This is a genomic window from Streptomyces sp. NPDC048473, from assembly GCF_043200155.1.
Classification (GTDB): Bacteria; Actinomycetota; Actinomycetes; order Streptomycetales; family Streptomycetaceae; genus Streptomyces.
Window position 1 is genome coordinate 40,784 of record NZ_JBICXE010000020.1, and the last position, 25,817, is coordinate 66,600.

Here is a 25,817-nt window from a genome sequence, read left to right on the forward strand (position 1 = left end):
GGGCGCCGCTCCCGCAATGGCCTATGCAAAGCGTGCGTGAGCTTCACGACAGGGGTGGGAGAAGCTGCGCAGGCAGCCGGAAACCGGGCCTTCGGGGGTCCGACTATGCTCGTTCACCGTTCGTCTGTCCGCATCTCTCAGGAGCATTACATGGCCCTCAGGATCACTGTGATCGGCACCGGCTATCTCGGCGCCACCCATGCCGCGGCCATGGCGGAACTGGGCTTCGAAGTGCTCGGCCTCGATGTCGTGCCCGAGAAGATCGAGATGCTGAGCGCCGGCAAGGTCCCGATGTACGAGCCGGGCCTCGAAGAACTGCTCCGTAAGCACGTGGAGGGCATCGAGGGAGCCACCGGACGGCTGCGGTTCACCACCTCGTGGGAAGAGGTGGCGGCCTTCGGCGATGTGCACTTCGTCTGCGTGAACACTCCGCAGAAGCACGGCGAGTACGCCTGCGACATGAGCTACGTCGACAGCGCCTTCGAGTCGCTGGCACCGCATCTGACCCGGCCCGCCCTGGTCGTCGGGAAGTCGACCGTGCCGGTGGGTTCGGCGGCCCGGCTCGCGGCGCGGCTGGCGGAGCTGGCGCCGGTGGGTGCGGATGCGGAACTGGCCTGGAACCCGGAGTTCCTGCGCGAGGGCTTCGCCGTGAAGGACACCCTGCATCCGGACCGCATCGTCGTCGGCGTGACGAGCGAGCGGGCCGAGAAGCTGCTGCACGAGGTGTACGCGGTGCCGGTCGCCGAGGGGTCGCCGTTCGTGGTGACGGACTTCCCGACCGCCGAGCTGGTGAAGACCGCGGCCAACTCCTTCCTGGCCACGAAGATCTCGTTCATCAACGCCATGGCGGAGGTCTGCGAGGCCGCCGACGGCGATGTGAAGAAGCTGGCCGAGGCGATCGGGCACGACGAGCGGATCGGATCCAAGTTCCTGCGGGCCGGGATCGGCTTCGGCGGCGGCTGTCTGCCGAAGGACATCCGGGCCTTCATGGCGCGCGCCGGCGAGCTGGGCGCGGACCAGGCGCTGACCTTCCTCCGCGAGGTCGACTCGATCAACATGCGGCGTCGCGGCCACATGGTGGAGCTGGCCCGGGAGGCCGTGGGCGGCGATTCGTTCCTCGGCAAGCGGGTGGCGGTCCTGGGCGCGACGTTCAAGCCGGACTCGGACGACGTACGGGACTCGCCGGCGCTGAACGTGGCCGGGCAGATCCATCTGCAGGGCGGCCAGGTCACGGTCTTCGACCCGAAGGGCATGGGCAACGCCCGGCGGCTCTTCCCGACCCTCGGCTACGCGGACTCGGCGCTGGACGCAGTGCGCGGCGCGGATGTGGTGCTGCATCTGACGGAGTGGCGCGAGTTCCGCGAGCTGGACCCGGCGGCGCTCGGCGAGGTCGCGTCCCGCCGGATCATCCTGGACGGCCGCAACGCGCTCGACAGCGAGCTGTGGCGCGAGGCCGGCTGGACGTACCGGGCGATGGGCCGCCCGAAGGCCTGACGCCGTCTCCTAGCCGCGCTTCGCGCGATAGGTGCGCATTTTGGCGCGGGCGCCGCACACCGACATGGAACACCAGCGGCGGCGCCCCGCCGGGCTGCGGTCGTAATAGGCCCATTGGCAGTCCTCGGCCTCGCACGCCTTGAGCCGGGCCCAGGTGCCGTCGGCCGCCGCGGTGGCGATGGCCGCCGCGACGCGGGCGGTCAGGCCGGCCGGTTCGGCGGCGGGCCGCAGTGAGGCGCCGCCCGCCGCGTCCACGGTGACGCGCAGGGGCGCTTCGGCGAGGAGCCGGTCGAGCGGGGGCGCTGCGGCGCCGTCCGGCGGGCGGTGGCCGGCATGGGCGAGGCAGGCGGTACGGAGCGCCTCGCGCAGGGCGCGGGCGTCCGGGACATCCGGCTCGGCGAGAGAGAAGGCGGCACGCCCGTCCGCCGTATCGAGAGTGTCCGCACCGGTCTCGATGTCCAGTGTGTTGACCAGGGCCTCGATCAGCGCGAGTCCACCGGGCGCGGAATCCTTCGCATTCATGGTTGCGACGTTACCTCTAGTGCGGCAGCATGCAGTAACGGTTACCTGTTGACGCGAAATAAGGGTAACCCGCCCGTGCTCGAAGGACTCGAAGGAGGAAGTGTCATGGCTGTCGCCACACTGGGTGCCGTCGTTCTGGACTGCCCCGACCCCGTTGCGCTCGCCCGTTTCTACGCCGGGCTGCTCGGCGGGAAGGTCGAGGACGGCGGCGAGGACTGGGTGGAGCTGACCGGCGGCGCGGCCACACCGCTCGCGTTCCAGGCCGCGCCCGGCTTCGTACCGCCGCGGTGGCCGCGTCCGGACGCCTCGCAGCAGTTCCATCTGGATCTGACCGTGCCGGATCTGGACGCGGCGGAGCGGGAGGTGCTCGCGCTGGGTGCGACCGTGCTGGATGCAAAGGACCGGGAGCGGAGCTTCCGGGTGTACGCGGATCCTGCGGGGCACCCGTTCTGTCTGTGTGCGGGTTAGTTACCGGGGGCGTCCGGTGGCGTCTTTGTCCTCAGTTGCCGGACGGGCGTGAAGGGGCCCGGCCGTCCAGCTGCTCGATCGTGGCGTGGGACGGGGCCCGGTGCGTGCTCAGCTCGCGTGCGACGTCCTCGGCGTCACGCAGCACCCGTACCGCGTTCTGCCAGGTGAGCTTGGCGAGATCGGCGGTGGACCAGCCGCGGCCGAGCAGCTCCGCGATCAGGTTCGGGTAGCCCGCGACGTCCTGGAGGCCCTCCGGGAGGAAGGCGGTGCCGTCGTAGTCGCCGCCGATGCCGATGTGGTCGATCCCGGCGGCCTCGCGCATGTGGTCGAGGTGGTCGGCGATCGTCGCCACGGTGGCCATCGGGCGCGGGCTGGCCGCTTCGAAGGCGGCGTGGATCTTCATGGCCTGCGCGGTGGTGTCGAGGTGATGCAGGCCGTGGGCGCGCATGTTCTCGTCCGCGGCGTGGGTCCAGGCGACGGCCGCCGGGAGGACGAACTTCGGTACGAAGGTCGCCATGGCGATGCCCCCGTTGGCCGGGAGCCGGCCGAGGACGTCGTCGGGGATGTTGCGCGGGTGGTCGCAGATCGCGCGCGACGAGGAGTGCGAGAAGATCACCGGCGCCGTGGAGGTGTCGAGCGCGTCGCGCATCGTGGTGGCCGCCACATGGGAGAGGTCCACCAGCATGCCGGTGCGGTTCATCTCCCGTACGACCTCGTGGCCGAAGGGCGAGAGACCGCCGACGCCCGGCTCGTCCGTCGCCGAGTCCGCCCACGCGATGTTGTCGTTGTGGGTCAGCGTCATGTAGCGGACGCCCAGGGTGTGCAGGGCGCGCAGGGTGCCCAGCGAGTTGTTGATGGAGTGGCCGCCCTCGGCACCCATCAGGGAGGCGATACGGCCCTCGGCGCGGGCCGTCTCCATGTCGTCGGCGGTCAGGGCGCGCCGCAGGTCCGCGGGGTAGCGCTCCAGCAGCTCGGTGACCACGTCGATCTGTTCGAGGGTGGCGCTGACGGCTTCGTCGCCCGCGAAGTCGGACCGTACGTAGACGGACCAGAACTGGGCGCCGACGCCGCCCGCACGCAGCCGCGGGATGTCGGTGTGCAGATGGGCGGACTGGTCGGTGGCGATGTCACGGGCGTCCAGGTCGTAGCCGACCTGTTCGCGCAGCGCCCACGGCAGATCGTTGTGGCCGTCGACGACGGGGTACTCGGCAAGGAGTTCCGCGGCCTGTTCCAAATGACCCATAGACGCCACGCCTACTTCCCGAAACCGAAGGAGTCGGCGCCCTCGACCTTGCTGCGCAGCCGCTTGCCCTTCTCCGTCGCCTGGTCGTTCAGCTCCTGCAGGAACTCGTTCATACGGGCCTGCAGCTCGCTGTCGTGGGCGGCGAGGATGCGTGCGGCGAGCAGGCCCGCGTTGCGTGCGCCGCCGACCGAGACGGTCGCGACCGGGACACCGGCGGGCATCTGCACGATGGAGAGCAGGCTGTCCATGCCGTCCAGGTACTTCAGCGGGACCGGCACGCCGATGACCGGCAGCGGGGTGACGGAGGCGAGCATGCCGGGCAGGTGGGCAGCACCGCCCGCACCCGCGATGATCGTCTTGAGGCCGCGGTCCGCCGCGTTCTCCCCGTACGCGATCATTTCGCGCGGCATGCGGTGGGCGGAGACGACGTCGACCTCGTAGGGGATCTCGAACTCGTCGAGGGCCTTGGCCGCTGCTTCCATGACGGGCCAGTCGGAGTCCGAGCCCATGACGATGCCGACGACCGGCGCGGCGGTGGCGGGGGAAGTCATTCGGTGATCGTTCCTCGCAGGTAGTCGGCCGCGTGCCGGGCGCGCTCGCGCACGTCCGCCAGGTCGTCGCCGTAGGTGTTGACGTGTCCGACCTTGCGGCCGGGCTTCACGTCCTTGCCGTACATGTGGATCTTGAGCTGCGGGTCGCGGGCCATGCAGTGCAGATACGCCTGGTACATGTCCGGGTAGTCGCCGCCGAGCACATTGGACATGACCGTCCAGATGGCGCGGGGGCGCGGGTCGCCGAGCGGGAGGTCCAGGACGGCCCGGACGTGGTTGGCGAACTGCGAGGTGATCGCGCCGTCCTGGGTCCAGTGCCCGGAGTTGTGCGGGCGCATGGCCAGCTCGTTGACCAGGATGCCGGGCTTCCCGTCGGGTCCACGTGTCTCGAAGAGTTCGACGGCGAGGTGGCCGATGACGCCGAGCTCGGAGGCGATACGGAGAGCGAGCTGCTGGGCCTCGCCCGCGAGCCGCTCGTCCAGCTCCGGGGCCGGGGCGATGACCGTGTCGCAGACCCCGTCGACCTGGATCGACTCGACGACCGGGTAGGCGACGGCCTGGCCGTGCGGCGAGCGGACGATATTGGCCGCCAGCTCCCGTACGAAGTCGACCTTCTCCTCGGCGAGGACCGCGACGCCGGCCCGGAAGGGGCCGGCCGCGTCCGCCTCGGAGCGGACCACCCAGACGCCCTTGCCGTCGTAGCCGCCGCGGACCGTCTTGAGGATGACGGGGAAGCCCCCGACCTCTTCCGCGAAGGCCACGACGTCGGCCGGGTCCTTCACGATGCGGTGGCGGGGGCAGGGCGCGCCGACCTCGGTGAGCTTCGCACGCATCACCCCCTTGTCCTGGGCGTGCACCAGCGCATCGGGTCCCGGGCGTACGGGAATGCCGTCCGCCTCCAGGGCCCGCAGGTGTTCGGTCGGTACGTGCTCGTGATCGAAGGTGATCACGTCACAGCCGCGCGCGAAGGCACGCAGCGTGTCCAGGTCGCGATAGTCGCCGACGACGACTTCGCTCACCACCTGGGCCGCCGAGTCCTGGGGAGTGTCACTGAGGAGCTTGAACTTGATGCCGAGGGGGATGCCCGCCTCGTGGGTCATACGGGCGAGCTGACCGCCACCGACCATGCCGACTACCGGGAACGTCACTCCTCCAGGGTATCCGCCGCCCCGGTGATCTTCCGACGATGCCCTCCGCCTGCCCCGCAGCGGCGGGCACGTCACAGCATCGCCACACCTGACAGGGCATCCACAGGCAACCCCTGGACGGGCTGGATAGCATGACTGGGTTGACGTAACCGACAGATGGGCTGAGCGATCACCATGAGCGAACGGGGCGCACTGCGGACCCGGCTGGATCTGCTGGCCCGGGAGGTCGCCAAGTTCGGCGCGGTCGGCGCACTCGGCCTGGTGGTCAATATCGCCGTATCCAACCTGCTCTGGCGCACCACCGACCTTCAGGTGGTGCGGGCAGGTCTGCTGGCGACGCTCGTCGCCATCCTCTTCAACTACGTCGGCTTCCGCTACTGGACGTACCGGGACCGTGACAAGAGCGGACGGGCCCGCGAGCTGACGCTGTTCCTGCTGTTCAGTGCGGTGGGTGCGGTCATCGAGACCGGTGTGCTGTACGCGGCGACGTACGGGTTCGGGTGGACCAGCCCGGTCCAGAGCAATGTCTTCAAGATCCTCGGGATCGGCATCGCGACGCTGTTCCGGTTCTGGTCCTACCGGACGTGGGTGTTCAAGGCGCTGCCCGCGAAGGAGACCGTGCTGAGCGCGGAGGGGTTCCTGAAGCAGGGGCGTACGGAGCAGGCGCCGCGGGTCGAGGTCGATTCGGTGCGGCGGTAGCCGCCCGCCGCACACGCTCACCGCACCGGGCGTTCCGGTTCCTGTCTGCTCAGGGCCACCCGGCTCAGGAACAGGGCGAAGACCGCCGGCTGCTGCTGGAGCAGTTCGAGGCGTCCGCCGTCCGCCTCCGCGAGGTCCCTGGCCACCGCGAGGCCGATGCCGGTGGAGTTGCGGCCGCTGATCGTCCGCTCGAAGATCCTGGCGCCGAGGTCGGGGGGCACGCCCGGACCCTCGTCCGTGACCTCGATCACCGCCTGATTGCCGGTGACCCGGGTGCGCAGCGCGACCGTACCGCCGCCGTGCATCAGTGAGTTCTCGATCAGTGCGGCCAGTACCTGGGCGACCGCGCCCGGCGTACCGACGGCCCGCAGCCCCTGCTTTCCGGAGCGGACGATGGCACGGCCCTCGCTCCGGTAGGCCGGGCGCCACTCCTCGATCTGCTGCTTGACGACCTCGTCGAGGTCGAAGACGACGGCGGAGCCGGTACGCGGATCGCGGGCGTTGGTCAGCAGCCGCTCCACCACGTCGGTGAGCCGCTCGACCTGGGTGAGGGCGATGTTCGCCTCCTCCTTCACCGTGTCCGGGTCGTCGGTGACCGAGATCTCCTCGATCCGCATGGAGAGCGCGGTCAGCGGCGTACGGAGCTGGTGTGAGGCATCGGCGGCCAGCCGGCGTTCCGCGGTCAGCATCCGGGCGATCCGTTCGGCGGAGGAGTCCAGGACGTCGGCGACCCGGTCCAGTTCCGGCACTCCGTACCGCTTGTGGCGCGGGCGCGGATCGCCGGAGCCCAGGCGTTCGGCGGTCTCGGCGAGGTCGGTCAGCGGCGAGGTCAGTTTGTTTGCCTGGCGTACGGCGAGGAGCACGGCCGAGACGATGGCCAGCAGCGCCACGGCACCGATGATCATCAGGGTGCGGCCGACCTCACGGGTGACGGCGGAGCTGGACTCCTCGACGGTGACGCGCTCGCCCTGCTCCCCCTCGGCGGTGCTGGTGATCACCCTGCCGGTGGGACGTGTACCGACTTCGAGGGGGGCGCGTCCGGGGATCTTGACCAGTGCGTAGCGCTTGCTGGAGATCTGCCCGGCCAGCAGAGTGGAGTTGATCCGCTCCGCCCCCAGGAGCCGGCTCTCGACGACGCTGATCAGCCGCAGCGCCTCGGAGTCGACGCTCTCCTGGGCGCTGTTGCTGATGGTGCGGCTCTCGACGATGACGAGGGAGACGCCGAAGACGGCGATCACCACGAGCACCACGGCGAGCGTGGAGTTGATCAGTCTGCGGCGCATGAGTGCTTCTGTACGTCAGCTCTTCTCGAAGCGGAAGCCGACGCCCCGTACGGTCGCGATGTAGCGAGGGTTGGCCGCGTCGTCGCCGAGCTTCTTGCGGAGCCAGGAGATGTGCATGTCGAGGGTCTTGGTCGACGACCACCAGGTGGTGTCCCAGACCTCGCGCATCAGCTGGTCACGGGTGACGACCCGGCCGGCGTCGCGGACCAGGACCCGCAGCAGGTCGAACTCCTTGGCGGTGAGCTGGAGTTCCTCATCGCCCATCCAGGCCCGGTGCGACTCGACGTCGATCCTGACGCCGTGGGTGGCGGGCTGCGGAGCGGGCTCGGTGGCGCCGCGGCGCAACAGGGCCCGGACGCGGGCGAGCAATTCGGCCAGGCGGAAGGGCTTGGTGACGTAGTCGTCGGCGCCCGCGTCCAGGCCGACGACGGTGTCCACCTCGTCGGCGCGGGCGGTCAGCACCAGGATCGGCACGGTGTGGCCTTCGGCACGGAGCCTGCGGGCAACTTCGAGGCCGTCCATCCCGGGCAGGCCCAGGTCGAGTACGACCAGGTCGATTCCGCCCTGGAGGCCGGCGTCGAGAGCGGTCGGACCGTCTTCGCGGACCTCGACCTCGTAACCCTCCCGACGCAGGGCGCGGGCCAGCGGCTCCGAGATGGATGCGTCGTCCTCGGCGAGCAGTACACGGGTCATGGAGTGATGGTAGTCCGCGCAGGGCGGGTGCTGTGAGGTGATCGAAAAGCCCTGCGGGTCCGCAAGGAAAACGGAGAGGGACCTTCGAATATGGGAGTGTGGCTCCACCGCTACCTGTGATCCATCTCTCAAGTCCATTCATATCCGGCTGTGTCGTGTCGTATGGTTGCTCGACGCCTGTAGCACTACTCAAGGACCCTTGGGCAGCTTTTAGCGCCGAGGGTCTCTTTTGTTCTGCCGGCTGGTACCCGCCAGCCGTGAATTCAGTGAATGACCTGTGGCCGGGCCCGGAGCGCGAGGATGCGCACCGGGCGTGGATCCCGATGCGGTCGGTCCCCCGTCTCCTTCAGCCGGCTCCTCGATGAGTCCGGCGGTCGGGACGAATCCCCTGTCAGGCGTGGGGGTGGGGCGTGGCCGTGCCGGTGCCGGCCTCCCCCCACCGGGCGCGTAACGCTCACGAGGCGTCGCGTCCCGAGCAAGCAAGGATCGACCATGGCGTCCAGCCTGACGAAGGACTCGGCCAGTACTTCCGGTTCCGAGAAGACCTTCTTCGGCCACCCCCGCGGCCTGGCCACTCTCTTCATGACCGAGATGTGGGAGCGTTTCAGCTACTACGGCATGAGGGCCCTGCTCCCCCTCTACCTGATCGCCCCCAACGGGCTTCACATGAACCCGGCCACGGCCACGGCGATCTACTCGGTCTACCTGTCGCTGGTCTACCTGCTCGCCATGCCCGGCGGCTGGTTCGGCGACCGTGTCTGGGGTCCCCGCAAGACCGTCGCCGTCGCCGGTACGATCATCATGATCGGCCACCTGGCGCTGGCGCTGCCCTCGCAGGGCACCTTCTTCGCCGGTCTCGGACTGGTCGCCATCGGCTCCGGTCTACTGAAGTCCAACATCTCGACGATGGTCGGCCACCTCTACGACGGCCCGGACGACCCGCGCCGCGACGGTGGCTTCACGATCTTCTACATGGGCATCAACGCGGGTGCCTTCGCGGCGCCGCTGATCATCGGCACCGTCGGTGAGAACGTCAACTGGCACCTGGGCTTCGCGCTCGCCGCGGTCGGCATGGGGCTGGGCCTCGCCCAGTTCATGATGGGCACCCGCCACCTGAACGAGCGCAGCCTCGTCGTCCCGAAGCCGCTGTCCGCCGCCGAGCGGGCGAGCACGCTGCGCAAGGGCATGATCTGGCTGGCCGTCGCGGCCGTCTTCTACATCATCACGGTCGTCACCGGCGTCTACACGCTCAACTGGATCCTGGTCCCCATCACCGTCGCGGGCCTGATCATTCCGGTCGTCGTCCTGGCGCGCATCAAGCGCGACAAGGAACTCAGCGCCACCGAGCAGTCGAAGATGTCCGGCTACATCTGGTTCTTCGTCGCCGCCGCCATCTTCTGGATGATCTACGACCAGGGCGGTTCGACGCTCGCGATCTTCGCCGACTCCTCGGCCGAAAACAGTGTCCTCGGCTGGAACTTCCCGGTCTCCTGGTACCAGTCGGTCAACCCGGTCCTGATCATGGCGCTGGCGCCGCTCTTCGCCGCCTTCTGGCTGTCGCTGAACCGCCGCGGCAAGGAGCCCAGCACCATCGTGAAGTTCAGCTCCGGCCTGGTGCTGGTCGGTGCGTCGTTCTTCCTCTTCCTGATGCCGCTGACGATCGCGACCGACGGCCACAAGGCCGCCGCGATGTGGCTGGTCGCGATCTACTTCGTCCAGACGGTCGCCGAGCTGACACTGTCCCCGGTGGGTCTCTCCGTCACCACGAAGATGGCTCCGGCCAAGTACGCCAGCCAGATGATGGGTGTCTGGTTCCTGGCCGTCACCGCCGGTGACTGCACCACGGGTCTGCTCTCCATCGCGGGTGTGGAGCTCAACGGCACCGGCGTGGTCGCACTGCAGGCCGCCCTCGCCGTGGCCGCGGGTGTCGCGATCTTCATGTACCGCGGCAAGGTCAAGCAGCTCATGGGCGACGTGCACTGACGCACTGAACCCGGCTGTACGAAGGGCCGCTGCACCGACACGTCGGCGCAGCGGCCCTTCGCATGTGTCCATCCCTACGCGTGTATCCGTACGGAGCTCAGCTCACCGGGTGCCGCGCAGCCTGCGCCACGGGGTGAAGGTGAACACGGCGCCGCCCAGCAGGATCGCCGTCCCCGCGACCAGGCCGAGTGCGCGCAGGGTGCCGTTGTCCTCGGCCCCGGTGGCGGCCAGTCCGCCGCCGGAGTCCGTGCCGCCGGCCGTGGAGCCGGTGGAGCCCGTGGTGGTGCCACCGGTGGCTCCGCCCTGCTGAGCCGTGGTGTCGAGTTCCAGCGACGGGGTCACCGAACCCTTGACCTTGCAGGGGATGTTGATCTTCGAGGAGCCCAGGGTGACATCGATCGTCAGGGTGCCGGGGCTGAGCGTGGACTTCCCGGACGCGCCCGGCTTGTAGGTGCCGGTCATGTCGGACAGATCGACCGGCTTGCCCTGCTCCAGCGGTTCGGCGTTGGCGGGTCCGGTGACCTTCACCGAGCCCTTGTCGGCGCCGCCGATAACGACGTCCATGGACGGCTTGAGCGCACCGGCGGGCAGCGCGGCGGGGCTGTCCATCACACCCTTGGCCGTCTTGACCGTGAGCGCGTAACTCCCGCCGCTCTTCTTGGCGTTGATCGTCACCTTGGAGGCGATGTCGGGCGGTCCCGGGGACGTACAGGTGAAGTTGACCGAGACCTCCTTGCCGGGGAAGTCGGTCTGGCCGCTGCCGCCGCCGGAGCCCGAGGTGGTGCCGCCCGCGTCGGTACCGCCCGCGGTCGTGCCCCCGGAGTCCGTGCCACCGGCGGTCGTACCGCCCGCGGTCGTCGTACCGCCCGCGGTGGTGGAACCGGTGGTGGAGCCGCTCGTCGTACCACCCCCGGTCGTGGATCCGCCGCCGTCCGTGACCTTGATGGTGGCGCCCGGCTGCACCGTCTCCTTCGGGGTGCACTTGGTGTCCGTGGAGATCGGCTTGGAGACGTTGATGTTGTACGCGTCCGGTGTCAGCGTGATCTCACCGGCCTTCTCCAGCTTGAGCGTGCCCTTCATGTCGGGCAGCACCATGGCGCTGTTCTTGGGGATCGGCGGGTTCTGCCGCGGCCCTTCCATCTGCAGGGTGCCCGTGGCCGCGCCGCCCACCTTGATGGTGCCGGTCGGCTTGACCGTGTCCTTCTCCAGGTCGAGGACGTCGGGGTTCCTGGAAGCGGCCTCGACCGTCTTCCACACCACCTCGACGCTGTCCCCGACCTTCGCCTCGGCCGGCGCGGTCAGCTGCACCTTGGTGGTGCCCTGCACGGGAGGCAGTCCGGAGATGGGCGGGGGAATGCACTCCGTCTTGTACGAGATGTCGGCGGCCTGCGCCGGGCTCGCGGCCAGCAGCATGCCCGCGCCGCCGAGCATCATCGCGACTCCCGCCGCGACCGTCCTGCGTTGCGTACTCACGAATGTCCCTTCGTCGTCGGTCTGTTCTCTGACGGTGCGGAATCAGGTGTGAACCACGGCAGCGCGGCCGTGGTCGTGGGCGGAGCCGTGGGGCTCTCGGCGGGCGCCGGTGCGCGGCGCAGCTTCGGAAGCCTGGCGGTCACATCGGCCAGTTGTGGGTGGCGGTGGCGCCCGGCGCGGACCGGGGTGCGCGAGGTGCGGGGCCGTACCTTGTCGACGATCGTCATGCCGATCCGGAACACCGCGGCCGGTACGACGACGCACAGCAGGATCCAGAAGAGCGTGACGCCCCAGGGGCGGCCGACCCCCCACGGCTGTTCGGCCAGCACCTTGCTGCCGTACTTCAGCGAGACCTGGTAGTCGCCGTGGGCGCCCGCCGTCAGTTCGACCGGCAGCTTGATCTGCGCCTTGCGGCCGGACTCGATGGTGCCGCGCCACTGCCGCTCCTCCCACTGCGGGGCGAAGACGCCGTGCGCGGTGCCGACCTGGAAGACCGGGTCCTTGACGGGAGCGGAGCCGAGGTTGCCCACGGTGAAGACCAGCTGCCGGGAGGGCGGGGCGCCGAACCAGGTGAGGATTCCGCTGTCGCCCTCCAGCCGGGTGGTGGCCAGCACCGCGAGCCTGCCGCCCTCGGTCTCCTTCGGCAGCGCGGCCACCGGGTGGCCGGCGACGGCGAACACGGCGTCGGCGGTGGCCTGTTCCCCGGTGACGGTGGCGACATGCACCACGCAGGGGCAGGGTGCGGGCGGCTCGGCAACCGGCATCTTCTTGCTGAAGTCGCCCTTGGTGCCGGTGGTGACGGCCCGGCCCTCGGCGTTGGCGCAGGAGTTGGTGCCGCCGATCACACCGCGGTCCGGCGTGGACTGTCCGCAGACCAGCAACATCAGCAGCGTGTCCGGGCGCCATCCGCTGCCCTTGGCGGTGATCTCACCGCCCTTGCCGGCCTGCTGCTTGGAGAGGGTGACCACGGGCTTGGCGTCCGCGGCCCTCGTGCCCGTCGCGTCGGCGCCGGTCGCGGAGAGCATCAGCAGGGCGGGCAGCAGTGCGCCGAGCAGCGCGGCCGCCCACCGGTGGCTGCCGCTCCAGTGTGATGCCGGTCCGGCCTGTCCAGTCACGATTCCGCTCCCGCCTTCACCAAGTGCCTTCTTCCGAAGTGCTGTTGATCTCCCGAGGACGGTCCGGACCAGCCGCCGTCGCCATCGCCCGCCGGCCGTCTGCGTGAGCGCCGGAGCCGGTACGCGTACGCGCCCGCGGCAACGGCGGCCAGGAGCAGCAGCGCGCCGCCGGTCACCGGCGCCCACGGGACGAAGACCGCACGGGCCGTCGCCTCGCTGTGCGCGCCGCCCGCCGCCGTGACGCGCAGCCGTACGGTCACCGAGTCGAGGGCCGGGGCGTCCCGCCAGGGTTCACTGAGCCTGACGCGCTGTCCGGGCAGCAGTTCCACCGGCAGCGTCCGGGCCTCGCGCCGCAGCAGCGTCCCGAACACCCCGTCGGCGGCGACGGCAAGGCGCGGGGTCAGGACCGCGTTGCCGCGGTTGACCAGCGTGTAGTGGATGGTCCGCCCGGACACGGTGACGTCCTCGACGGTGAGCGCGGCCAGCGTCGGCCCGCCGACCCGCAGTTGGACTCGTACGCCCACCGAGCGGTCGCCGCTCTGCACGACGATGGCGCCGGGGTGGTCGCCGGGCGTCGCGGTCATGGGCACCGTGACGGAGAACGGCACATCGGCGCGGGTGCGGGCCGGCACGGTCACTTCGGCGGCGGCCGTACGCAGCCAGGCGCCGGTCCCGGTGGAGCCCTTGCCGCCGCGTACCGCGAAGCCGCCGTCCTCGGCGTTGTACGCATCGGCGCCGCGCAGCCGCACGGTGACCGGGGCCCTGCCGGAGTTGGTGACGGAGAGCCGGTCCTGGAGGACGGTGCCGGGCGCGCCCTCCAGGTAGAAGTACGGTCTGCCGCCGTCCGTGCCGAAACCGCTCACCACGGGCTGCGCCGTCCACGACGTGGTGCTCGCGGGCGTCGGCGTCCGGGCCGCGGCACCGGCCACCGGGGTCATGGCCAAGGTGAACAGCAGTACGGCGAGGGCGAGTCGGGCGGCGTGGCCGGTCGACGACGGCATGGGCGGCTCCCTGGTGCGTGACGGCGGCGGGATCGTGGGACGCGGCCTTTCTTGCGGATCCGGCGGAATCGTGGGCCGGGTGTTTCTTCCGGATGCGGCCCGGTCCGGAGGAAACGCCCTATCGGCCCACGGCTCCCTGCCCGCGCCTGGTCAGCCAGAGCACCCCGGCCGCACCGGTCAGCAGCACCGTGCCGCCGAGCGTGCCGAGCGCCACGGCCGAGTCGAGCGGACCGGTCTTCGGCAGCTGCCCGCCGTTGTCCGGGGTGCTCTGTGCGTTGCCCGCGGCCGTCACATCGAGCTGGAGCGATGGCCCCGGGTTGTTGGAGGGGGTGCAGGTCGTGGTCGTGCCGAGCGCCTTGATGGTCAGCACACCGGCGGTGAAGTCGACCTTGCCGCTCTTCTTCGGGGTGTACGTACCCGACAGGTCACTGATCTTGATGGGGGTGTTGGCGGGTATGGCCGCGGAGTTCGGCGCGCCGGAGACCTGGACCTGGCCCGGGTCGGCGCCCCCCACCTTGATGACCGCGCTGGGGTTCATCGCACCCTTGCCCAGTTCGACGGGGCTGGACGAGACGCCCTTCTGGAAAGACATCGTGAGCTTGTAGCCGCCGCCGCTCTTGACGCTCTTGATGTCGATGGGAGACACGGCACTCTTGTCCCCGATCGGGGTCTTGCACTGATAGTCGACGTCCACGACCGTGGCGTGGGCGGCGGGCGCGGCCATCAGCACCACCGTGCCCGCCAGCGCGGACGCCAGCGCGAGAGCTGTTCGCTTCTGGTAGGACACCTTGAGTTCCCCTCATGCCGGAAGTCGCCGCGCGCCGGCTCTCACCGACGCAAGTTACTGACGACACATCAGATCGGGCGCTCAAGGTACGCCTGGGGCCTTGTGGAGGGAAGACAAAGAGCGCGCCGATCCGGCGCGCTCTTCAAAGGTGCAAATGCGGGGCCGTGCGCCCCATGTCCCGAACGAGGGACTACGCGGGGGCCGCCAGTTCCGCCCAGACGGTCTTGCCTGCTCGGCCCGCCACCCGCAGGACGCCCCAGTCCAAACAGAGTCGCTGCACGATGAACATGCCGTGCCCACCGGGCCGGCCGGCCCGGTGCGGGGTGCGCGGCGCGGGCTGTCCCGCACCCGAGTCGACGACCTCCACCCGGAGCACCTTCGCCGTGCAGGCGATACGCAGTTCCTCGGGGCCGTCCGCGTGCAGACAGGCGTTGGTGACCAGCTCGGAGACGACCAGCAGGACGTCCTCGGCTGCGGCCCGTCCGTCGGCGCTCGTGGCGGGGAGCCAGCCCCAGTCGTGAAGCGCCTGGCGGGCGAAGTCGCGGGCCGTCGGCACGATGCCGGCGACTCCCCTCAGCGACAACGTGCGCCACTGCCGCTCGGCCGGCTCGGGGGAGGCCGCACCGGCGCCCGCGTCCGCGCGTGCGCCCACGCCGGCGTCCTCCGGCTCGCGGCCGCGGTCGCCCGGCGGATGCTGCCGGGTGGTGCTCATCAGCGCTTCACCTCACCGATTCACCATGTCGCCATTGAACAGTTACAAGTACAGATACAGAGTGCGCGGGGCGCCCACGGCTCCGCCGGATGTCTTCTGCCCGGCCGAATCGTGACAACACCCACTTCATCTACGCGGATCGCGTGACACGGGCAACACATGAGGCACCCGGGGCCGCGAAACGCGCCACGATCACGTATCCAGGGCCGCTTCGAGGGAGTCGTGGACGGTGAAGACCGCCTCGGCCCCGGTGATCTCGAAGACCCGCGCCACCACCGGCAGCATTCCGGCCAAATGGACCCCTCCCCCGGCCGCCTCCGCCTTGAGGCGGGCACCGAGCAGCACATTGAGCCCGGTGGAATCACAGAATTCGAGTCGCGAGCAGTCGACCACCAGGCGCACTCGCCCTTGCTCGACCGCGCTCTCCAGGGGTTCCCGCAGCAGATCCGCCGTGTGGTGATCCAGCTCACCCACCGGCGTCACGACCTCGCTGCGCCCCTCGGTACGGGTCTCGACATGAAGTCGACCCCGGTTCGCACTGCCGACCGTCCCGCGGTCCATGCCCGTCCCTCTTCGCCGTCGTCACTGCCTGCGTCACTGTCTGCGTCTTAGCGTGCGCAGATTCGATGTAGCCGTCGCTGACGTTCTTGAAACAGTACGCGTTCCGTACGCCACGTGGTACCCGAAGACCTCAACAAACAGGACAAATAGCCACAATTAGAGCTTGTAACTGCCCGTCCGGACCGGGTAAGGGTAGGGGGACACCCAAAACACGGCCGGCTTTGGAGGCGCCGCTTCACCGCAGGAAACACGTATGGGCATCGGCAGCCATATGCCGAGAACGATGGAGGCGACCATGTCACCCCGGCTCGACGGACCGCGTACCCACGATGCGACGTCAGCATGTCCTCAGGGACTGACCCACTCAGACTCCCCTGCCGCGAACGCCGGAGACGGCACGCGCAGCAGCAGCACCGACGTCATCGGCGTCGATGATTACGGCATCACCGACGGTCTCGAAGGACTTCCCGAGATCCCGCCCTACAACGAGGTGGGGCCGCTGGATGCCAGGGCCCTGTCGAAGACGCTCTTCGGGCGGCTCGAATCCCTCGAAGAGGGCACCCACGAGTACTCGTACGTCCGCAATACGCTCGTCGAACTGAACCTGGCCCTGGTCAAGTTCGCCGCCTCCCGGTTCCGCTCCCGCAGCGAACCGATGGAGGACATCATCCAGGTCGGCACCATCGGCCTGATCAAGGCGATCGACCGCTTCGAGCTCAGCCGGGGCGTCGAGTTCCCGACGTTCGCGATGCCGACCATCGTCGGTGAGATCAAGCGCTTCTTCCGCGACACCAGCTGGTCCGTGCGCGTCCCGCGCCGACTGCAGGAGCTGCGGCTCGACCTGGCCAAGGCGGGCGACGAGCTCGCCCAGAAGCTGGACCGTTCACCCACCGTGGGCGAGCTCGCCGACCGCCTCGGCATCACCAATGACGAGGTCGTCGAGGGCATGGCCGCGAGCAACGCGTACACCGCGAGCTCGCTGGACGCCAAGCCCGAGGAGGACGAGCACGAAAGCGCGCTGGCGGACCGTATCGGCTACGAGGACCACGGACTCGAGGGCATTGAGTACGTCGAGTCCCTGAAGCCGCTGATCGCCTCACTGCCGCGCCGCGACCGCACGATCCTCTCGCTCCGGTTCGTCGCCAACATGACGCAGTCGGAGATCGGTGAGGAGCTGGGCATCTCCCAGATGCATGTGTCGCGGCTGCTCTCCCGCACGCTGGTCAAGCTCCGGAGGGGCCTGACGCTGGAGGAGTGAACGGGACCGTCGCGTGCCCGTGGAACACCTGCGCGGCGCACCGCGAGCCCCTTGCGGAAGGACCCGCCCGGTAAAGGGCGGGTCCTTCCGCATGTTTGACGCCGCGTCACGGGCACCGTGTCATGGGCGCCGCGTCACAGGCACCGTGTCACGGGCGCCGCGTCACAGGCACCGTGTCACGGGCGCCGCGTCACAGGCACCGTGTCACGGGCGCCGCATCACGGGTTCCCGGCCGTAGTGACCAGGGATCAGACGACGCGTCGGCCGTGCTGCCAGACCGCGTGGACCAGCGGAACGCCGGGCCGGTAGGCGAGGTGGACGTGGCTGGGCGCGTCGAGGAGGACCAGGTCGGCGCGGGCGCCGGGGGCGATGCGGCCGATGTCCGTACGGCGCAGGGCCGCCGCGCCGCCCGCGGTGGCGGACCAGAGGGCTTCGTCCGGGGTCATGCCCATGTCGCGTACGGCGAGGGCGATACAGAAGGGCATGGACGACGTGAACGACGAGCCCGGGTTGCAGTCGGTGGAGAGCGCGACGGTGGCGCCCGCGTCGAGGATGCGGCGGGCGTCCGGCCAGGTGGCGCGGGTGGAGAACTCGGCGCCGGGGAGCAGGGTGGCGACGGTGTTGCCCTGGGCCAGGGCATCGACGTCCGCGTCCGTGAGGTGGGTGCAGTGGTCGGCGGACGCGGCGTCGAGCTCGACGGCGAGCTGGACGCCGGGACCGTAGCTGAGCTGGTTGGCGTGGACGCGGGGGTGCAGGCCCTTCGCCATGCCCGCGGTCAGGATCGCGCGGGCCTGGTCGCCGTCGAAGGCGCCCTTCTCGCAGAAGACGTCGACCCAACGGGCGTACGGGGCACAGGCGTCGAGCATCGCTCCGGTGACCAGGCCGACGTAGCCGGCCGGGTCGTCGGCGTAGTCCGGGGAGACGATGTGGGCGCCGAGGTAGGTGACCTCTTCGGTGTGCCGGGCCGCGATGCGCAGGGCGCGGGCCTCGTCCTCGACGGTGAGGCCGTAGCCGGACTTGGTCTCGAAGGTGGTGGTGCCCTGGCGCAGCGCCTCGGCGAGGTAGCGGGCGACGTTGGCGGAGAGTTCGTCGTCGGTGGCGGCGCGGGTGGCGGCGACCGTGGTCCGGATGCCGCCCGCGCTGTAGGGGCGGCCGGACATCCGGGCGTTGAACTCCTCGGTGCGGTCGCCCGCGAACAGGAGGTGGGAGTGGGAGTCGACGAAGCCGGGGATCGCCGCCCGGCCGCCCGCGTCGACGGCGTTGTCAGTGGCGGGTGCTTTGCTTGACTCACCGGTCCAGACGACCCGGTCGCCCTCGATGACGACGGCCGCGTCCTGGATCAGACCCAGGGGGGAATCCGCGCGGAGGGAGGGGTCGTTGGTGACCAGACTGGCGATGTTGGTGATGGCGGTCGTCGTCATCGGGAGACTGCTCTCCTTGTGTATCGGCTTGCGGGGCGGCCTGTCGTCGGGCTTGCGGGGCGCCGGTCAGGGCGCCCCGCACGGTGGTCTCCGGATCGACGGTCTCCGGGTCGGTGCGCTCAGCGGTGCAGTGCGCCGATGGCCGAGGCGAGCGCTGCGGGGACGTCCTCGACCAGCGTGTGCTGCCCGTCGCGGACGATGTGCCGGCCTGCCACGACCGTGTGCCGCACATCAGCTGCGGAGGCGGCGAATACGGCTGCTTCGGCAGCAAGCCGGGGCACCGGTCCCGCTGTTCTGACGGAATCCAGGGCGACGGTCGCCAGATCGGCGGGTGCACCGGGTTCGAGGGTGCCCGCCCGGGGCCGGCCGAGCGCGGCATGTCCGTCGACGGTCGCGGCGCGCAGCAGCGCGGCCGCCGTCCAGTGACCGCGCACCCGGGTGCGCAGGCGTTCGTTGAGCTCCATCGCCCTGGCCTCTTCGAAGAGGTCGATCACGGCGTGACTGTCGCTGCCGAGGGAGAGCGGCGAGCCGGCGCGCTGGAGGGCGACGGCGGGACCGATTCCGTCCGCGAGGTCGCGTTCCGTGGTGGGGCACATGCAGGTGCCGGTCGCCGAGGAGCCGAGGAGCGCGATGTCCTCGCCGGTGAGGTGGGTGTTGTGGATGCCGGTGGTGCGCGGGCCGAGGACCCCGTGGTCGGCGAGGAGCCGGGTGGGCGTGCAGCCGTGGGCGGCAAGGCAGGCGTCGTTCTCCGCGGTCTGCTCGGAGAGGTGGACATGGAGCGGGGCCTGCCGCTCCTCGGCCCAGGCGGCCACGGTGGCGAGCTGTGCGGCGGGGACGGCGCGTACGGAGTGGATGGCCGCGCCGATCAGGGCGTGGTCGCCGCCCTTGAGGAGGGAGGCGCGTTCGGCCCAGGCATCCGCGGTGGTGTCGGAGAAGCGCAGCTGATGCGGGTCGGGCTCCTGGTACTGGGTGGGGCGCCGGCCGAATCCGGCGGAGAGATAGGCGGTGTCCAGCAGCGTGATCCGGATACCGGCCTCGCCCGCCGCCGCGATCAGCGCCTCGCCCATCGCGTTCGGGTTGCTGTACGGGGTGCCGCCCGGCGCGTGGTGCAGATAGTGGAATTCGCCGACCGCGGTGATGCCGGCCAGGGCCATCTCGGCGTACACGGCACGGGCGAGGTCGTAGTACGAATCGGGGGTGAGCCGGGAGGCGATCTGATACATGGTCTCGCGCCAGGTCCAGAAGGTGCCGGAGCCGACCTGGACGGTGGAGCGCAGGGCGCGGTGGAAGGCGTGCGAGTGGGTGTTGGCGAGCCCGGGAAGGGTGAGCCCGCGCAGCACGGTGGCGCCCGGCGGCGGGGTGGCGACGCCGGTACGGACGCCCGCGATGAGTCCGCCGGACACGTCCAGGGCGACGCCCGGCTCGACATGGGTGCCGAGCCAGGCGTGGGACAACCAGTACGTCACGGTGACGGGCCTGCCCGTCGGCTCCGTTGTCAGCTGCACGCGAGACCTTCCAGTACATCGGCGAGAGCGATCACCCCGGCCACGCAGTCGTCCTCGGCGGCGTGTTCGGCCGGCGAGTGCGAGATCCCGGTGGGGTTCCGTACGAACAGCATGGCGGTAGGGACCGAAGCGGACAAAATACCCGCGTCGTGTCCGGCGCCGGTACCGAGGACGGGTACGGCGCGGTCGGCGTCGCCCCGGCCCGTCAGGATCTTGCCGAGCTCGTCGCGCAGGGCGTGCTCGAACTCCACGACGGGCGTGAAGGACTCCCGTACGACATCGAGGTCGATCCCGGCCCGCTCGGCGTGTTCCCGGGCGGCCCGCTCGATGCCGCCGACCACGGCGTCGAGGCGGTCCTGGTCGGCGGCGCGGGAGTCGAGCCAGCCGCGGACGAGGGAGGGGATGGCGTTGACACCGTTCGGTTCGACGCTGATCTTGCCGAAGGTGGCGACGGCTCCGGCGAGCTCCGCCTCGCGGCGGGCGGCCAGCACGGTCTCGGCGTACGTGAGCATCGGGTCGCGCCGGTCGGCCAGCCGGGTGGTGCCCGCGTGGTTGGCCTCGCCCCGGAAGTCGAACCTCCAGCGCCCGTGCGGCCAGATCGCGGAGGCGATGCCGACCGGGTCGCCGGTGAGGTCGAGGGCGCGCCCCTGCTCGACATGGAGCTCGACGAACGCACCGATACGGGCGAGCCGTTCGGGGTCCGGGCCGATGGCGTCGGGGTCGTATCCGGCCGCCTCCATGGCCTGCGGCAGGGTGATGCCGTCACCGTCGCGGAGCCGGTGCGCCGCCTCGGCGGTCAGCTGTCCGGCGGCGAGCCGGGAGCCCACACAGGCGAGCCCGAAACGGGCTCCCTCCTCGTCGCCGAAGTTGCTGATGGCCAGCGGCCGGGTGAACTCCGCTCCCCTGCGGCGAAGTTCGTCCAGCGCGGCGAAGGAGGAGATCACACCGAGCGGCCCGTCGAAGGCGCCGCCGTCCGGTACGGAGTCGAGATGCGATCCGGTGACGACGGCATCCCCGGCGAGGGGGTCACCGAGCCAGGCCCACTGATTGCCGTTCCGGTCGACCTCGTAGGTGAGCCCGCGCGCCTCGGCCTGCGCCCGGAACCAGGCGCGGCAGTCGGCATCGGCCCCGGTCCAGGCGTAGCGGCGGTAGCCGCCGCTGTCCTGGTGCAGGCCGACCGGCAGGAGTTCGCGCCACATGGCCTGGAACGACGGTGCGCCGTTCCCGGCTCCGCCCCTTTCCCGGGTCACTGCCCCACCGCCGTCCTCCCGGGTCACTGCCCCTCCGTCATCGGCACGCGCACGCCCTTGTCCGCGGCGACGGACTCCGCGATGTCGTACCCGGCGTCGACATGCCGGATGACGCCCATGCCCGGGTCGTTGGTGAGCACCCGGCGGATCTTCTCGCCCGCCAGCTTCGTACCGTCGGCGACGGTCACCTGCCCGGCGTGGATGGAGCGCCCCATGCCGACGCCGCCGCCGTGGTGGATGGAGACCCAGGAGGCCCCCGACGCCACATTGACCATGGCGTTCAGCAGCGGCCAGTCGGCGATCGCGTCGGACCCGTCGAGCATGGCCTCGGTCTCCCGGTACGGGGAGGCCACGGAGCCGCAGTCCAGGTGGTCGCGCCCGATGGCCAGCGGAGCGGCCAGCTCGCCGGAAGCCACCATGTCGTTGAACCGCTCGCCGGCCCGGTCGCGCTCGCCGTAACCAAGCCAGCAGATCCGGGCGGGCAGTCCCTGGAAGTGGACGCGCTCGCCGGCCATCTTGATCCAGCGGTGCAGCGACTCGTTCTCCGGGAAGAGTTCGAGCATCGCCTTGTCGGTCTTGTGGATGTCGGACGCCTCACCGGACAGCGCGGCCCAGCGGAACGGCCCCTTGCCTTCGCAGAAGAGCGGCCGGATGTAGGCGGGAACGAAGCCCGGGAAGTCGAACGCCCGGTCATAGCCGACGAGTTGGGCCTCACCGCGGATCGAGTTGCCGTAGTCGAAGACCTCGGCCCCGGCGTCCATGAAGCCGACCATCGCCTCGACGTGCTTGGCCATCGACTCCCGCGCGCGCTGCGTGAAGTCGGCGGGCTTCTCGGCGGCGTACGAGGCCATGTCGTCGAAGTCGACACCGAGCGGGAGGTACGCGAGCGGGTCGTGCGCGCTGGTCTGGTCGGTGACGATGTCGATCGGCGCACCCTCGGCGAGCATCCGCGGCAGCAGCTCCGCCGCGTTGCCCAGCAGACCGATGGAGAGCGGCTTGCGGGCGTCCCGGGCCTCGGTGGCCAGCTGGAGCGCGTGCTCCAGGGAGTCGGCGCGCACATCCAGGTAGCGGTGCTCGATGCGGCGCTCGATGGCGCGCGGGTCGCAGTCGATACAGATCGCGACGCCGTCGTTCATGGTCACCGCGAGCGGCTGGGCGCCGCCCATGCCGCCGAGTCCGGCGGTCAGGGTGATCGTGCCGGCCAGCGTCCCGTTGAACTTCTTGGCCGCGACGGCGGCGAACGTCTCGTACGTGCCCTGCAGGATGCCCTGCGTACCGATGTAGATCCACGATCCGGCGGTCATCTGGCCGTACATGGTGAGCCCGAGCGCCTCCAGGCGGCGGAACTCCTCCCAGTTCGCCCAGTCGCCCACCAGGTTGGAGTTGGCGATCAGTACGCGCGGCGCCCACTCGTGCGTCTGCATGACGCCGACCGGGCGCCCGGACTGGACGAGCATCGTCTCGTCCTGCTTGAGCGTCTGGAGCGTGCGCACCATCGCGTCGAACGAGCGCCAGTCCCGGGCCGCCTTGCCGGTGCCGCCGTAGACGACGAGCTTGTCGGGGTGTTCGGCGACCTCGGGGTCGAGGTTGTTCTGCAGCATGCGCAGGGCGGCCTCCTGCTGCCATCCCAGGGTGCTCAGTTCCGTACCGCGCGGTGCCCGTACGGGGCGGGGTCCTGACATGGCAATGCCTCCTCGCAACTTGTAAATCTTCTATTCACATCCTGCTGGTCTGAATACTCGTAGTCAACAGCCCCGCGCCGATGCTTGGACGAACAGCACCGGACCGCCCCGCGCACAGGGCGCCCCGACGCAGCTCCGGCGCGCACTTCGAAGATCCCTTGCGCATGTACCTATGGAAAATGCCAGAACCCCTACCTGGGACGAGCACGTTGCGTAGCCTCGGGGTCACAGCCGTACGCCACGTCGGGAGGGGAGTGCGCGTGCCCGGAATCGACGAGTGCCTGCTCGAAGTCATGAGGCTGCCCGGCGCCCGCGGCGCCGCGGTGGTCGACTGGACGAGCGGCCTCGCCCTCGGCACCATCGGCGAATCGCCGAACGGCGACCACGAGGCCACCGCCGCGGAGACGGCCGAGGTCGCGAGAATGGCGGCCGAGCAGCCCGCCTTCGCGGTGGAGGCCATCGGACCGTCAGCCGAGTTACCGGAAAAGGCCGTTACGGGAGCGCCGCCCCCGGTGGAGGACGTCATCGTCACCACCCGCGCCGGGTACCACGTCCTCCGCTTCGTCGAGACGGCCTTCGACAGCAGCGTCTTCGTCCATCTCTGGCTCGACCGCTCGGAAGGCAATCTGGCCCTCGCCCGGATACGGCTGGGCGAGATGGCCGAGCGGCTGGTCCTGGCATGAGAACGACCGCCCCCGCCCCGGTCACGGCCCTCTCGCCCATGCTGCAGCGCCTCGCCGCCGAACGCGCCACCGGCGCCCTGATGCGCGACCGCGGCACCCTCTATCTCGCAGAGGGCCAGGTGGTGCACGCCGAGAGCCCGGCGACGCCCGGCATCGACGTCCTGCTCACCACGGGCGGCGCCCTGCACCGCGACGGCTGGTGGGAGGCGGTCGCCAGGGCGGGCGCCGGGCAGCGGGTCGGCCGCTATCTGGTGGACAGCGGGCGGGTGCCCGGCGGGGCGCTGGAGCTGTGCCACCTGGGCGCGCTGTACGACGCGGCGTTCTTCGCGCTCGCCCCCACCCGGACCCCGGCCCGCTTCCGCTACGGGGTCTCCCACTGGATCGGCCCCGTCCGCCCCGTCCCCGTCGATGCCGTGCAGCGCGAGACGCTCCGGCGCCGGGAGCTGCTGGAGCGGATCTGGCCCGACGCGGTGACCGACAGCGCACCGCTCGTACGGACGGCCCATCGGGTCGACGCACCCGTCCCGCCCGGCCGGCGCCGCGTGCTCGATCTCGTGGACGGGGCGCGTACCGCATCGGACATCGCCCAGGAGCTGGGCAGGCCGGCGTTCCACGTCCTGGTCGATCTGCGGCGCCTGGCCGCGGCCGGACTGGTCGAAGCGGCAAGGGAGTCGCCGGCCGCGGCCGACTCCGGCCGGATCGCGCTCCCCGAGGTCACGGCCGACTCCGACGTTGCGCTGCTGCGCCGGCTCCGAGACGCATTGGAGGCCCTGTGATACGCGCGCTCAGACAGCGTGCCGGAAGGAGACAGTTGATGGTGCCCGAGGCCGAAGCGCAGGATGTCCTGGCCGAGCTCCAGCGGTTACGGGCCCGGGTCCCACTCCTCTCCGGCGCTCTGGCGGCCAGCACCGACGGTCTCGTCCTGGCCCATGACACCCCGGGCGTGGAGGCGGAGGGCGTCGCCGCGCTGACCGCGGCCGGGCTCGGCGTCGCGATCCGGATGGCGGAGGCGACCGGCCGGGGCGGCTTCCGTGAACTTCTCGTACGGGGCGAGACCGGCTACATCGCGACCTACGCCGCAGGCTCCTCGGCCGTCCTCACGCTGCTGGCCGAGGACCGGATCAACGTCGGCAGGCTCCATCTGGAGGGCCGCCGGGCCGGCACCCGCATCGGTGAACTGGTCGACACCGCACTGGAACGCGCCGCACACCCGGCGCCCCCGGCCCGCGCCCCCGAGCAGCACCCCTCGCAGCCCGGACCGCTGCCGCACCGCACGTAACACCACATGCCCCGTAAACAACCGACGGATCCGGTCACCTCGGCCGGCCACCAGGAGAGGAAACGAGCACTCATGGCGAACACCGAAGCGTCATTGAAGGAAGCGATGACGTCCATCGAGGGCACCCTCGGTGCCGCCCTCGTCGACTACACCAGCGGAATGGCGCTGGGCACCGTCGGCGGCGGCAAGGACTTCAATCTGGAGGTCGCGGCCGCGGGCAACACCGATGTCGTACGCTCCAAGCTCCGCACCATGGAACACCTCGGCCTCCAGGACGAGATCGAGGACATCCTGATCACGCTCGGCACCCAGTACCACCTGATCCGGCTGCTCAAGGCCCGCGGAAGCAACGGCCTGTTCCTGTACCTGGTGCTGGACTCGGGCCGCGCCAACCTGGCGATGGCCCGCCACCAGCTGAAGCGGATCGAGGCCGAGCTGGAGGTCTGACCCGGCGGCCTCAGCGCAGGCGCCGTGCCCCGCCGGGCGCGGCGTCACCCGCCATCGGACCGGTCGTCCGATACCCCTTCACCTGCTTGCCCGCGGGCCGCCCGCGCTCCGCCCAGTCGGTCCGCACCCAGTACAGGGCGTCGTCCCGGCGCTCACGCTGCCCGATCCTGACGGCCTTGATCCAGAGCCCGGCCCCCGCGCCCGCGAGCACCAGCCCGCCGGCCCCGGGCAGCGCGAACGCGCTCGCCACCGCTACGAGGAACGCCCCGAGCAGCCACCACCGGTGCCCGCGCCGCCAGTTGCGTACGGTCACGGCCCGGTCCTGGAGAAAGTCGGACCGCCCGGCGCGGGTGGCGCCCCTGGCCAGTTCCGCGTACCGCCGGCTGCGTACGAGCGCCACCACGGCCGCGGTGATCAGGAACAGCGCCGCTCCGGCCAGCAGCCCGATCCGGCGTCCGGTGAGCCCCGGCACCAGTGCGCCGATCGCCGCGGCGAGCAGTCCCGGCCACCACAGCGGTGCCGCTCCGGCCCGTACGATCACGGCCACCCTCGCCAACGA

Annotated in this window: 26 protein-coding genes; 9 read left to right on the forward strand and 17 right to left on the reverse strand. The window is 70.5% G+C overall.

Translation table 11 applies throughout. The features are described 5' to 3' along the window. Positions 1-150 precede the first annotated feature (150 nt). Entirely contained in the window at positions 151-1,494 is a 1,344-nt protein-coding gene (locus ACGFU7_RS27820) for a UDP-glucose dehydrogenase family protein (RefSeq protein ID WP_393699222.1), read from the forward strand. Positions 1,495-1,503: 9 nt separating this feature from the next. On the opposite strand, the gene ACGFU7_RS27825 is transcribed toward ACGFU7_RS27820, so the two are convergent. Then, positions 1,504-2,016: a CGNR zinc finger domain-containing protein gene (locus ACGFU7_RS27825; RefSeq protein ID WP_393699223.1), complete on the reverse strand. Its 513-nt coding sequence runs from the start codon at positions 2,014-2,016 to the stop codon at positions 1,504-1,506. A 105-nt stretch (positions 2,017-2,121) separates the two neighbouring features. Between ACGFU7_RS27825 and ACGFU7_RS27830 the strand changes: the two genes are divergently transcribed. Then, positions 2,122-2,484, forward strand: a complete 363-nt coding sequence (locus ACGFU7_RS27830) for a VOC family protein (protein WP_393699225.1) — start codon at positions 2,122-2,124, stop codon at positions 2,482-2,484. A gap of 31 nt (positions 2,485-2,515) precedes the next feature. On the opposite strand, the gene ACGFU7_RS27835 is transcribed toward ACGFU7_RS27830, so the two are convergent. Genes ACGFU7_RS27835 through ACGFU7_RS27845 form a run of 3 tightly spaced genes read right to left on the reverse strand, consistent with a single transcriptional unit; the run spans position 2,516 to position 5,426 of the window. Continuing rightward, positions 2,516-3,727 (reverse strand): dipeptidase, encoded by a 1,212-nt coding sequence (locus ACGFU7_RS27835; RefSeq protein WP_393699226.1) that lies wholly within the window; start codon positions 3,725-3,727, stop codon positions 2,516-2,518. An 11-nt stretch (positions 3,728-3,738) separates the two neighbouring features. Beyond that, entirely contained in the window at positions 3,739-4,278 is a 540-nt protein-coding gene (gene purE, locus ACGFU7_RS27840; protein ID WP_393699228.1) for a 5-(carboxyamino)imidazole ribonucleotide mutase, read from the reverse strand. Further along, the gene (locus ACGFU7_RS27845) at positions 4,275-5,426 is read right to left on the reverse strand and encodes a 5-(carboxyamino)imidazole ribonucleotide synthase (protein WP_393699230.1); all 1,152 of its coding nucleotides are present in this window, start codon (positions 5,424-5,426) and stop codon (positions 4,275-4,277) included. The genes purE and ACGFU7_RS27845 overlap by 4 nt, the downstream gene beginning before the upstream one ends. Positions 5,427-5,600: 174 nt before the next feature. Here ACGFU7_RS27845 and ACGFU7_RS27850 point away from each other — a divergent pair, with 174 nt between their 5' ends. Next, positions 5,601-6,125 carry a GtrA family protein gene (locus tag ACGFU7_RS27850; RefSeq protein WP_393699231.1) on the forward strand — a complete coding sequence of 175 codons (525 nt, stop codon included), beginning with the start codon at positions 5,601-5,603 and terminating at the stop codon, positions 6,123-6,125. Positions 6,126-6,142: 17 nt separating this feature from the next. On the opposite strand, the gene ACGFU7_RS27855 is transcribed toward ACGFU7_RS27850, so the two are convergent. Together ACGFU7_RS27855 and ACGFU7_RS27860 are read right to left on the reverse strand one after the other, a co-directional pair. Next, positions 6,143-7,408: an ATP-binding protein gene (locus tag ACGFU7_RS27855; protein ID WP_393699233.1), complete on the reverse strand. Its 1,266-nt coding sequence runs from the start codon at positions 7,406-7,408 to the stop codon at positions 6,143-6,145. Positions 7,409-7,423: 15 nt separating this feature from the next. Next, positions 7,424-8,101, reverse strand: a complete 678-nt coding sequence (locus ACGFU7_RS27860; protein WP_327367803.1) for a response regulator transcription factor — start codon at positions 8,099-8,101, stop codon at positions 7,424-7,426. 492 nt (positions 8,102-8,593) lie between these two features. Here ACGFU7_RS27860 and ACGFU7_RS27865 point away from each other — a divergent pair, with 492 nt between their 5' ends. Next, complete coding sequence (locus ACGFU7_RS27865; protein WP_393699235.1) at positions 8,594-10,084, forward strand: oligopeptide:H+ symporter; 1,491 nt, start codon at positions 8,594-8,596, stop codon at positions 10,082-10,084. A 102-nt stretch (positions 10,085-10,186) separates the two neighbouring features. Here ACGFU7_RS27865 and ACGFU7_RS27870 read toward each other — a convergent pair whose 3' ends face one another. The 6 genes from ACGFU7_RS27870 to ACGFU7_RS27895 all read right to left on the reverse strand — a co-directional run bounded on the left by ACGFU7_RS27870 (position 10,187) and on the right by ACGFU7_RS27895 (position 15,733). Further along, complete coding sequence (locus ACGFU7_RS27870) at positions 10,187-11,515, reverse strand: hypothetical protein (RefSeq protein WP_393699365.1); 1,329 nt, start codon at positions 11,513-11,515, stop codon at positions 10,187-10,189. 38 nt (positions 11,516-11,553) lie between these two features. After that, the gene (locus ACGFU7_RS27875) at positions 11,554-12,672 is read right to left on the reverse strand and encodes a hypothetical protein (protein ID WP_393699237.1); all 1,119 of its coding nucleotides are present in this window, start codon (positions 12,670-12,672) and stop codon (positions 11,554-11,556) included. Further along, complete coding sequence (locus ACGFU7_RS27880) at positions 12,669-13,673, reverse strand: hypothetical protein (protein ID WP_393699238.1); 1,005 nt, start codon at positions 13,671-13,673, stop codon at positions 12,669-12,671. Before ACGFU7_RS27880 ends, ACGFU7_RS27875 begins: the two co-directional genes overlap by 4 nt. A gap of 118 nt (positions 13,674-13,791) precedes the next feature. Then, a complete protein-coding gene (locus ACGFU7_RS27885; RefSeq protein ID WP_393699239.1) occupies positions 13,792-14,460 on the reverse strand; it encodes a peptidase in 669 nt (222 codons plus the stop codon). Positions 14,461-14,650: 190 nt separating this feature from the next. Then, on the reverse strand, positions 14,651-15,172 hold the full coding sequence (locus tag ACGFU7_RS27890) for an ATP-binding protein (RefSeq protein ID WP_393699241.1): 522 nt from the start codon (positions 15,170-15,172) through the stop codon (positions 14,651-14,653). A 192-nt stretch (positions 15,173-15,364) separates the two neighbouring features. After that, complete coding sequence (locus ACGFU7_RS27895) at positions 15,365-15,733, reverse strand: STAS domain-containing protein (protein WP_393699242.1); 369 nt, start codon at positions 15,731-15,733, stop codon at positions 15,365-15,367. Positions 15,734-16,028: 295 nt separating this feature from the next. Here ACGFU7_RS27895 and ACGFU7_RS27900 point away from each other — a divergent pair, with 295 nt between their 5' ends. Next, a complete protein-coding gene (locus ACGFU7_RS27900) occupies positions 16,029-16,991 on the forward strand; it encodes an RNA polymerase sigma factor SigF (protein ID WP_393699367.1) in 963 nt (320 codons plus the stop codon). Positions 16,992-17,239: 248 nt separating this feature from the next. Here ACGFU7_RS27900 and hutI read toward each other — a convergent pair whose 3' ends face one another. The 4 genes from hutI to hutU all read right to left on the reverse strand — a co-directional run bounded on the left by hutI (position 17,240) and on the right by hutU (position 22,849). Further along, the gene (gene hutI / locus ACGFU7_RS27905) at positions 17,240-18,412 is read right to left on the reverse strand and encodes an imidazolonepropionase (protein WP_393699244.1); all 1,173 of its coding nucleotides are present in this window, start codon (positions 18,410-18,412) and stop codon (positions 17,240-17,242) included. 119 nt (positions 18,413-18,531) lie between these two features. Continuing rightward, entirely contained in the window at positions 18,532-19,917 is a 1,386-nt protein-coding gene (locus ACGFU7_RS27910) for a formimidoylglutamate deiminase (RefSeq protein WP_393699245.1), read from the reverse strand. Further along, on the reverse strand, positions 19,908-21,116 hold the full coding sequence (locus tag ACGFU7_RS27915; RefSeq protein ID WP_393699368.1) for an allantoate amidohydrolase: 1,209 nt from the start codon (positions 21,114-21,116) through the stop codon (positions 19,908-19,910). Before ACGFU7_RS27915 ends, ACGFU7_RS27910 begins: the two co-directional genes overlap by 10 nt. Before the next feature lie 74 nt (positions 21,117-21,190). Beyond that, positions 21,191-22,849: a urocanate hydratase gene (gene hutU / locus ACGFU7_RS27920; protein WP_393699246.1), complete on the reverse strand. Its 1,659-nt coding sequence runs from the start codon at positions 22,847-22,849 to the stop codon at positions 21,191-21,193. A gap of 260 nt (positions 22,850-23,109) precedes the next feature. Here hutU and ACGFU7_RS27925 point away from each other — a divergent pair, with 260 nt between their 5' ends. The 4 genes from ACGFU7_RS27925 (at position 23,110) to ACGFU7_RS27940 (ending at position 25,258) form a co-directional block, all read left to right on the forward strand. Continuing rightward, positions 23,110-23,532, forward strand: coding sequence for a hypothetical protein (locus ACGFU7_RS27925; protein WP_393699248.1), 423 nt, complete (start codon positions 23,110-23,112; stop codon positions 23,530-23,532). Continuing rightward, the gene (locus ACGFU7_RS27930) at positions 23,529-24,308 is read left to right on the forward strand and encodes a winged helix-turn-helix domain-containing protein (RefSeq protein ID WP_393699249.1); all 780 of its coding nucleotides are present in this window, start codon (positions 23,529-23,531) and stop codon (positions 24,306-24,308) included. Before ACGFU7_RS27925 ends, ACGFU7_RS27930 begins: the two co-directional genes overlap by 4 nt. 38 nt (positions 24,309-24,346) lie before the next feature. Then, positions 24,347-24,811: a roadblock/LC7 domain-containing protein gene (locus ACGFU7_RS27935; protein WP_393699250.1), complete on the forward strand. Its 465-nt coding sequence runs from the start codon at positions 24,347-24,349 to the stop codon at positions 24,809-24,811. Positions 24,812-24,883: 72 nt separating this feature from the next. Further along, on the forward strand, positions 24,884-25,258 hold the full coding sequence (locus ACGFU7_RS27940; protein ID WP_393699251.1) for a hypothetical protein: 375 nt from the start codon (positions 24,884-24,886) through the stop codon (positions 25,256-25,258). A 10-nt stretch (positions 25,259-25,268) separates the two neighbouring features. Here ACGFU7_RS27940 and ACGFU7_RS27945 read toward each other — a convergent pair whose 3' ends face one another. Continuing rightward, positions 25,269-25,805 carry a hypothetical protein gene (locus ACGFU7_RS27945; protein ID WP_393699370.1) on the reverse strand — a complete coding sequence of 179 codons (537 nt, stop codon included), beginning with the start codon at positions 25,803-25,805 and terminating at the stop codon, positions 25,269-25,271. Positions 25,806-25,817 lie beyond the last annotated feature (12 nt).

Excerpts from the sequence above, each read along its gene's own strand:
- ACGFU7_RS27870 (WP_393699365.1), bottom strand. The coding sequence starts at position 11,515 with ATGCTCGGCGGCGCGGGCATGCTGCTGGCCGCGAGCCCGGCGCAGGCC.
- ACGFU7_RS27940 (WP_393699251.1), top strand. The coding sequence starts at position 24,884 with ATGGCGAACACCGAAGCGTCATTGAAGGAAGCGATGACGTCCATCGAG.
- ACGFU7_RS27865 (WP_393699235.1), top strand. The coding sequence starts at position 8,594 with ATGGCGTCCAGCCTGACGAAGGACTCGGCCAGTACTTCCGGTTCCGAG.
- ACGFU7_RS27915 (WP_393699368.1), bottom strand. The coding sequence starts at position 21,116 with ATGTGGCGCGAACTCCTGCCGGTCGGCCTGCACCAGGACAGCGGCGGC.
- ACGFU7_RS27820 (WP_393699222.1), top strand. The coding sequence starts at position 151 with ATGGCCCTCAGGATCACTGTGATCGGCACCGGCTATCTCGGCGCCACC.
- ACGFU7_RS27835 (WP_393699226.1), bottom strand. The coding sequence starts at position 3,727 with ATGGGTCATTTGGAACAGGCCGCGGAACTCCTTGCCGAGTACCCCGTC.
- ACGFU7_RS27880 (WP_393699238.1), bottom strand. The coding sequence starts at position 13,673 with ATGCCGTCGTCGACCGGCCACGCCGCCCGACTCGCCCTCGCCGTACTG.
- ACGFU7_RS27890 (WP_393699241.1), bottom strand. The coding sequence starts at position 15,172 with ATGAGCACCACCCGGCAGCATCCGCCGGGCGACCGCGGCCGCGAGCCG.
- ACGFU7_RS27900 (WP_393699367.1), top strand. The coding sequence starts at position 16,029 with ATGTCACCCCGGCTCGACGGACCGCGTACCCACGATGCGACGTCAGCA.
- ACGFU7_RS27830 (WP_393699225.1), top strand. The coding sequence starts at position 2,122 with ATGGCTGTCGCCACACTGGGTGCCGTCGTTCTGGACTGCCCCGACCCC.
- hutU (WP_393699246.1), bottom strand. The coding sequence starts at position 22,849 with ATGTCAGGACCCCGCCCCGTACGGGCACCGCGCGGTACGGAACTGAGC.
- ACGFU7_RS27935 (WP_393699250.1), top strand. The coding sequence starts at position 24,347 with ATGGTGCCCGAGGCCGAAGCGCAGGATGTCCTGGCCGAGCTCCAGCGG.
- ACGFU7_RS27930 (WP_393699249.1), top strand. The coding sequence starts at position 23,529 with ATGAGAACGACCGCCCCCGCCCCGGTCACGGCCCTCTCGCCCATGCTG.
- purE (WP_393699228.1), bottom strand. The coding sequence starts at position 4,278 with ATGACTTCCCCCGCCACCGCCGCGCCGGTCGTCGGCATCGTCATGGGC.
- ACGFU7_RS27895 (WP_393699242.1), bottom strand. The coding sequence starts at position 15,733 with ATGGACCGCGGGACGGTCGGCAGTGCGAACCGGGGTCGACTTCATGTC.
- ACGFU7_RS27850 (WP_393699231.1), top strand. The coding sequence starts at position 5,601 with ATGAGCGAACGGGGCGCACTGCGGACCCGGCTGGATCTGCTGGCCCGG.
- ACGFU7_RS27825 (WP_393699223.1), bottom strand. The coding sequence starts at position 2,016 with ATGAATGCGAAGGATTCCGCGCCCGGTGGACTCGCGCTGATCGAGGCC.
- ACGFU7_RS27860 (WP_327367803.1), bottom strand. The coding sequence starts at position 8,101 with ATGACCCGTGTACTGCTCGCCGAGGACGACGCATCCATCTCGGAGCCG.
- ACGFU7_RS27855 (WP_393699233.1), bottom strand. The coding sequence starts at position 7,408 with ATGCGCCGCAGACTGATCAACTCCACGCTCGCCGTGGTGCTCGTGGTG.
- hutI (WP_393699244.1), bottom strand. The coding sequence starts at position 18,412 with ATGACGACGACCGCCATCACCAACATCGCCAGTCTGGTCACCAACGAC.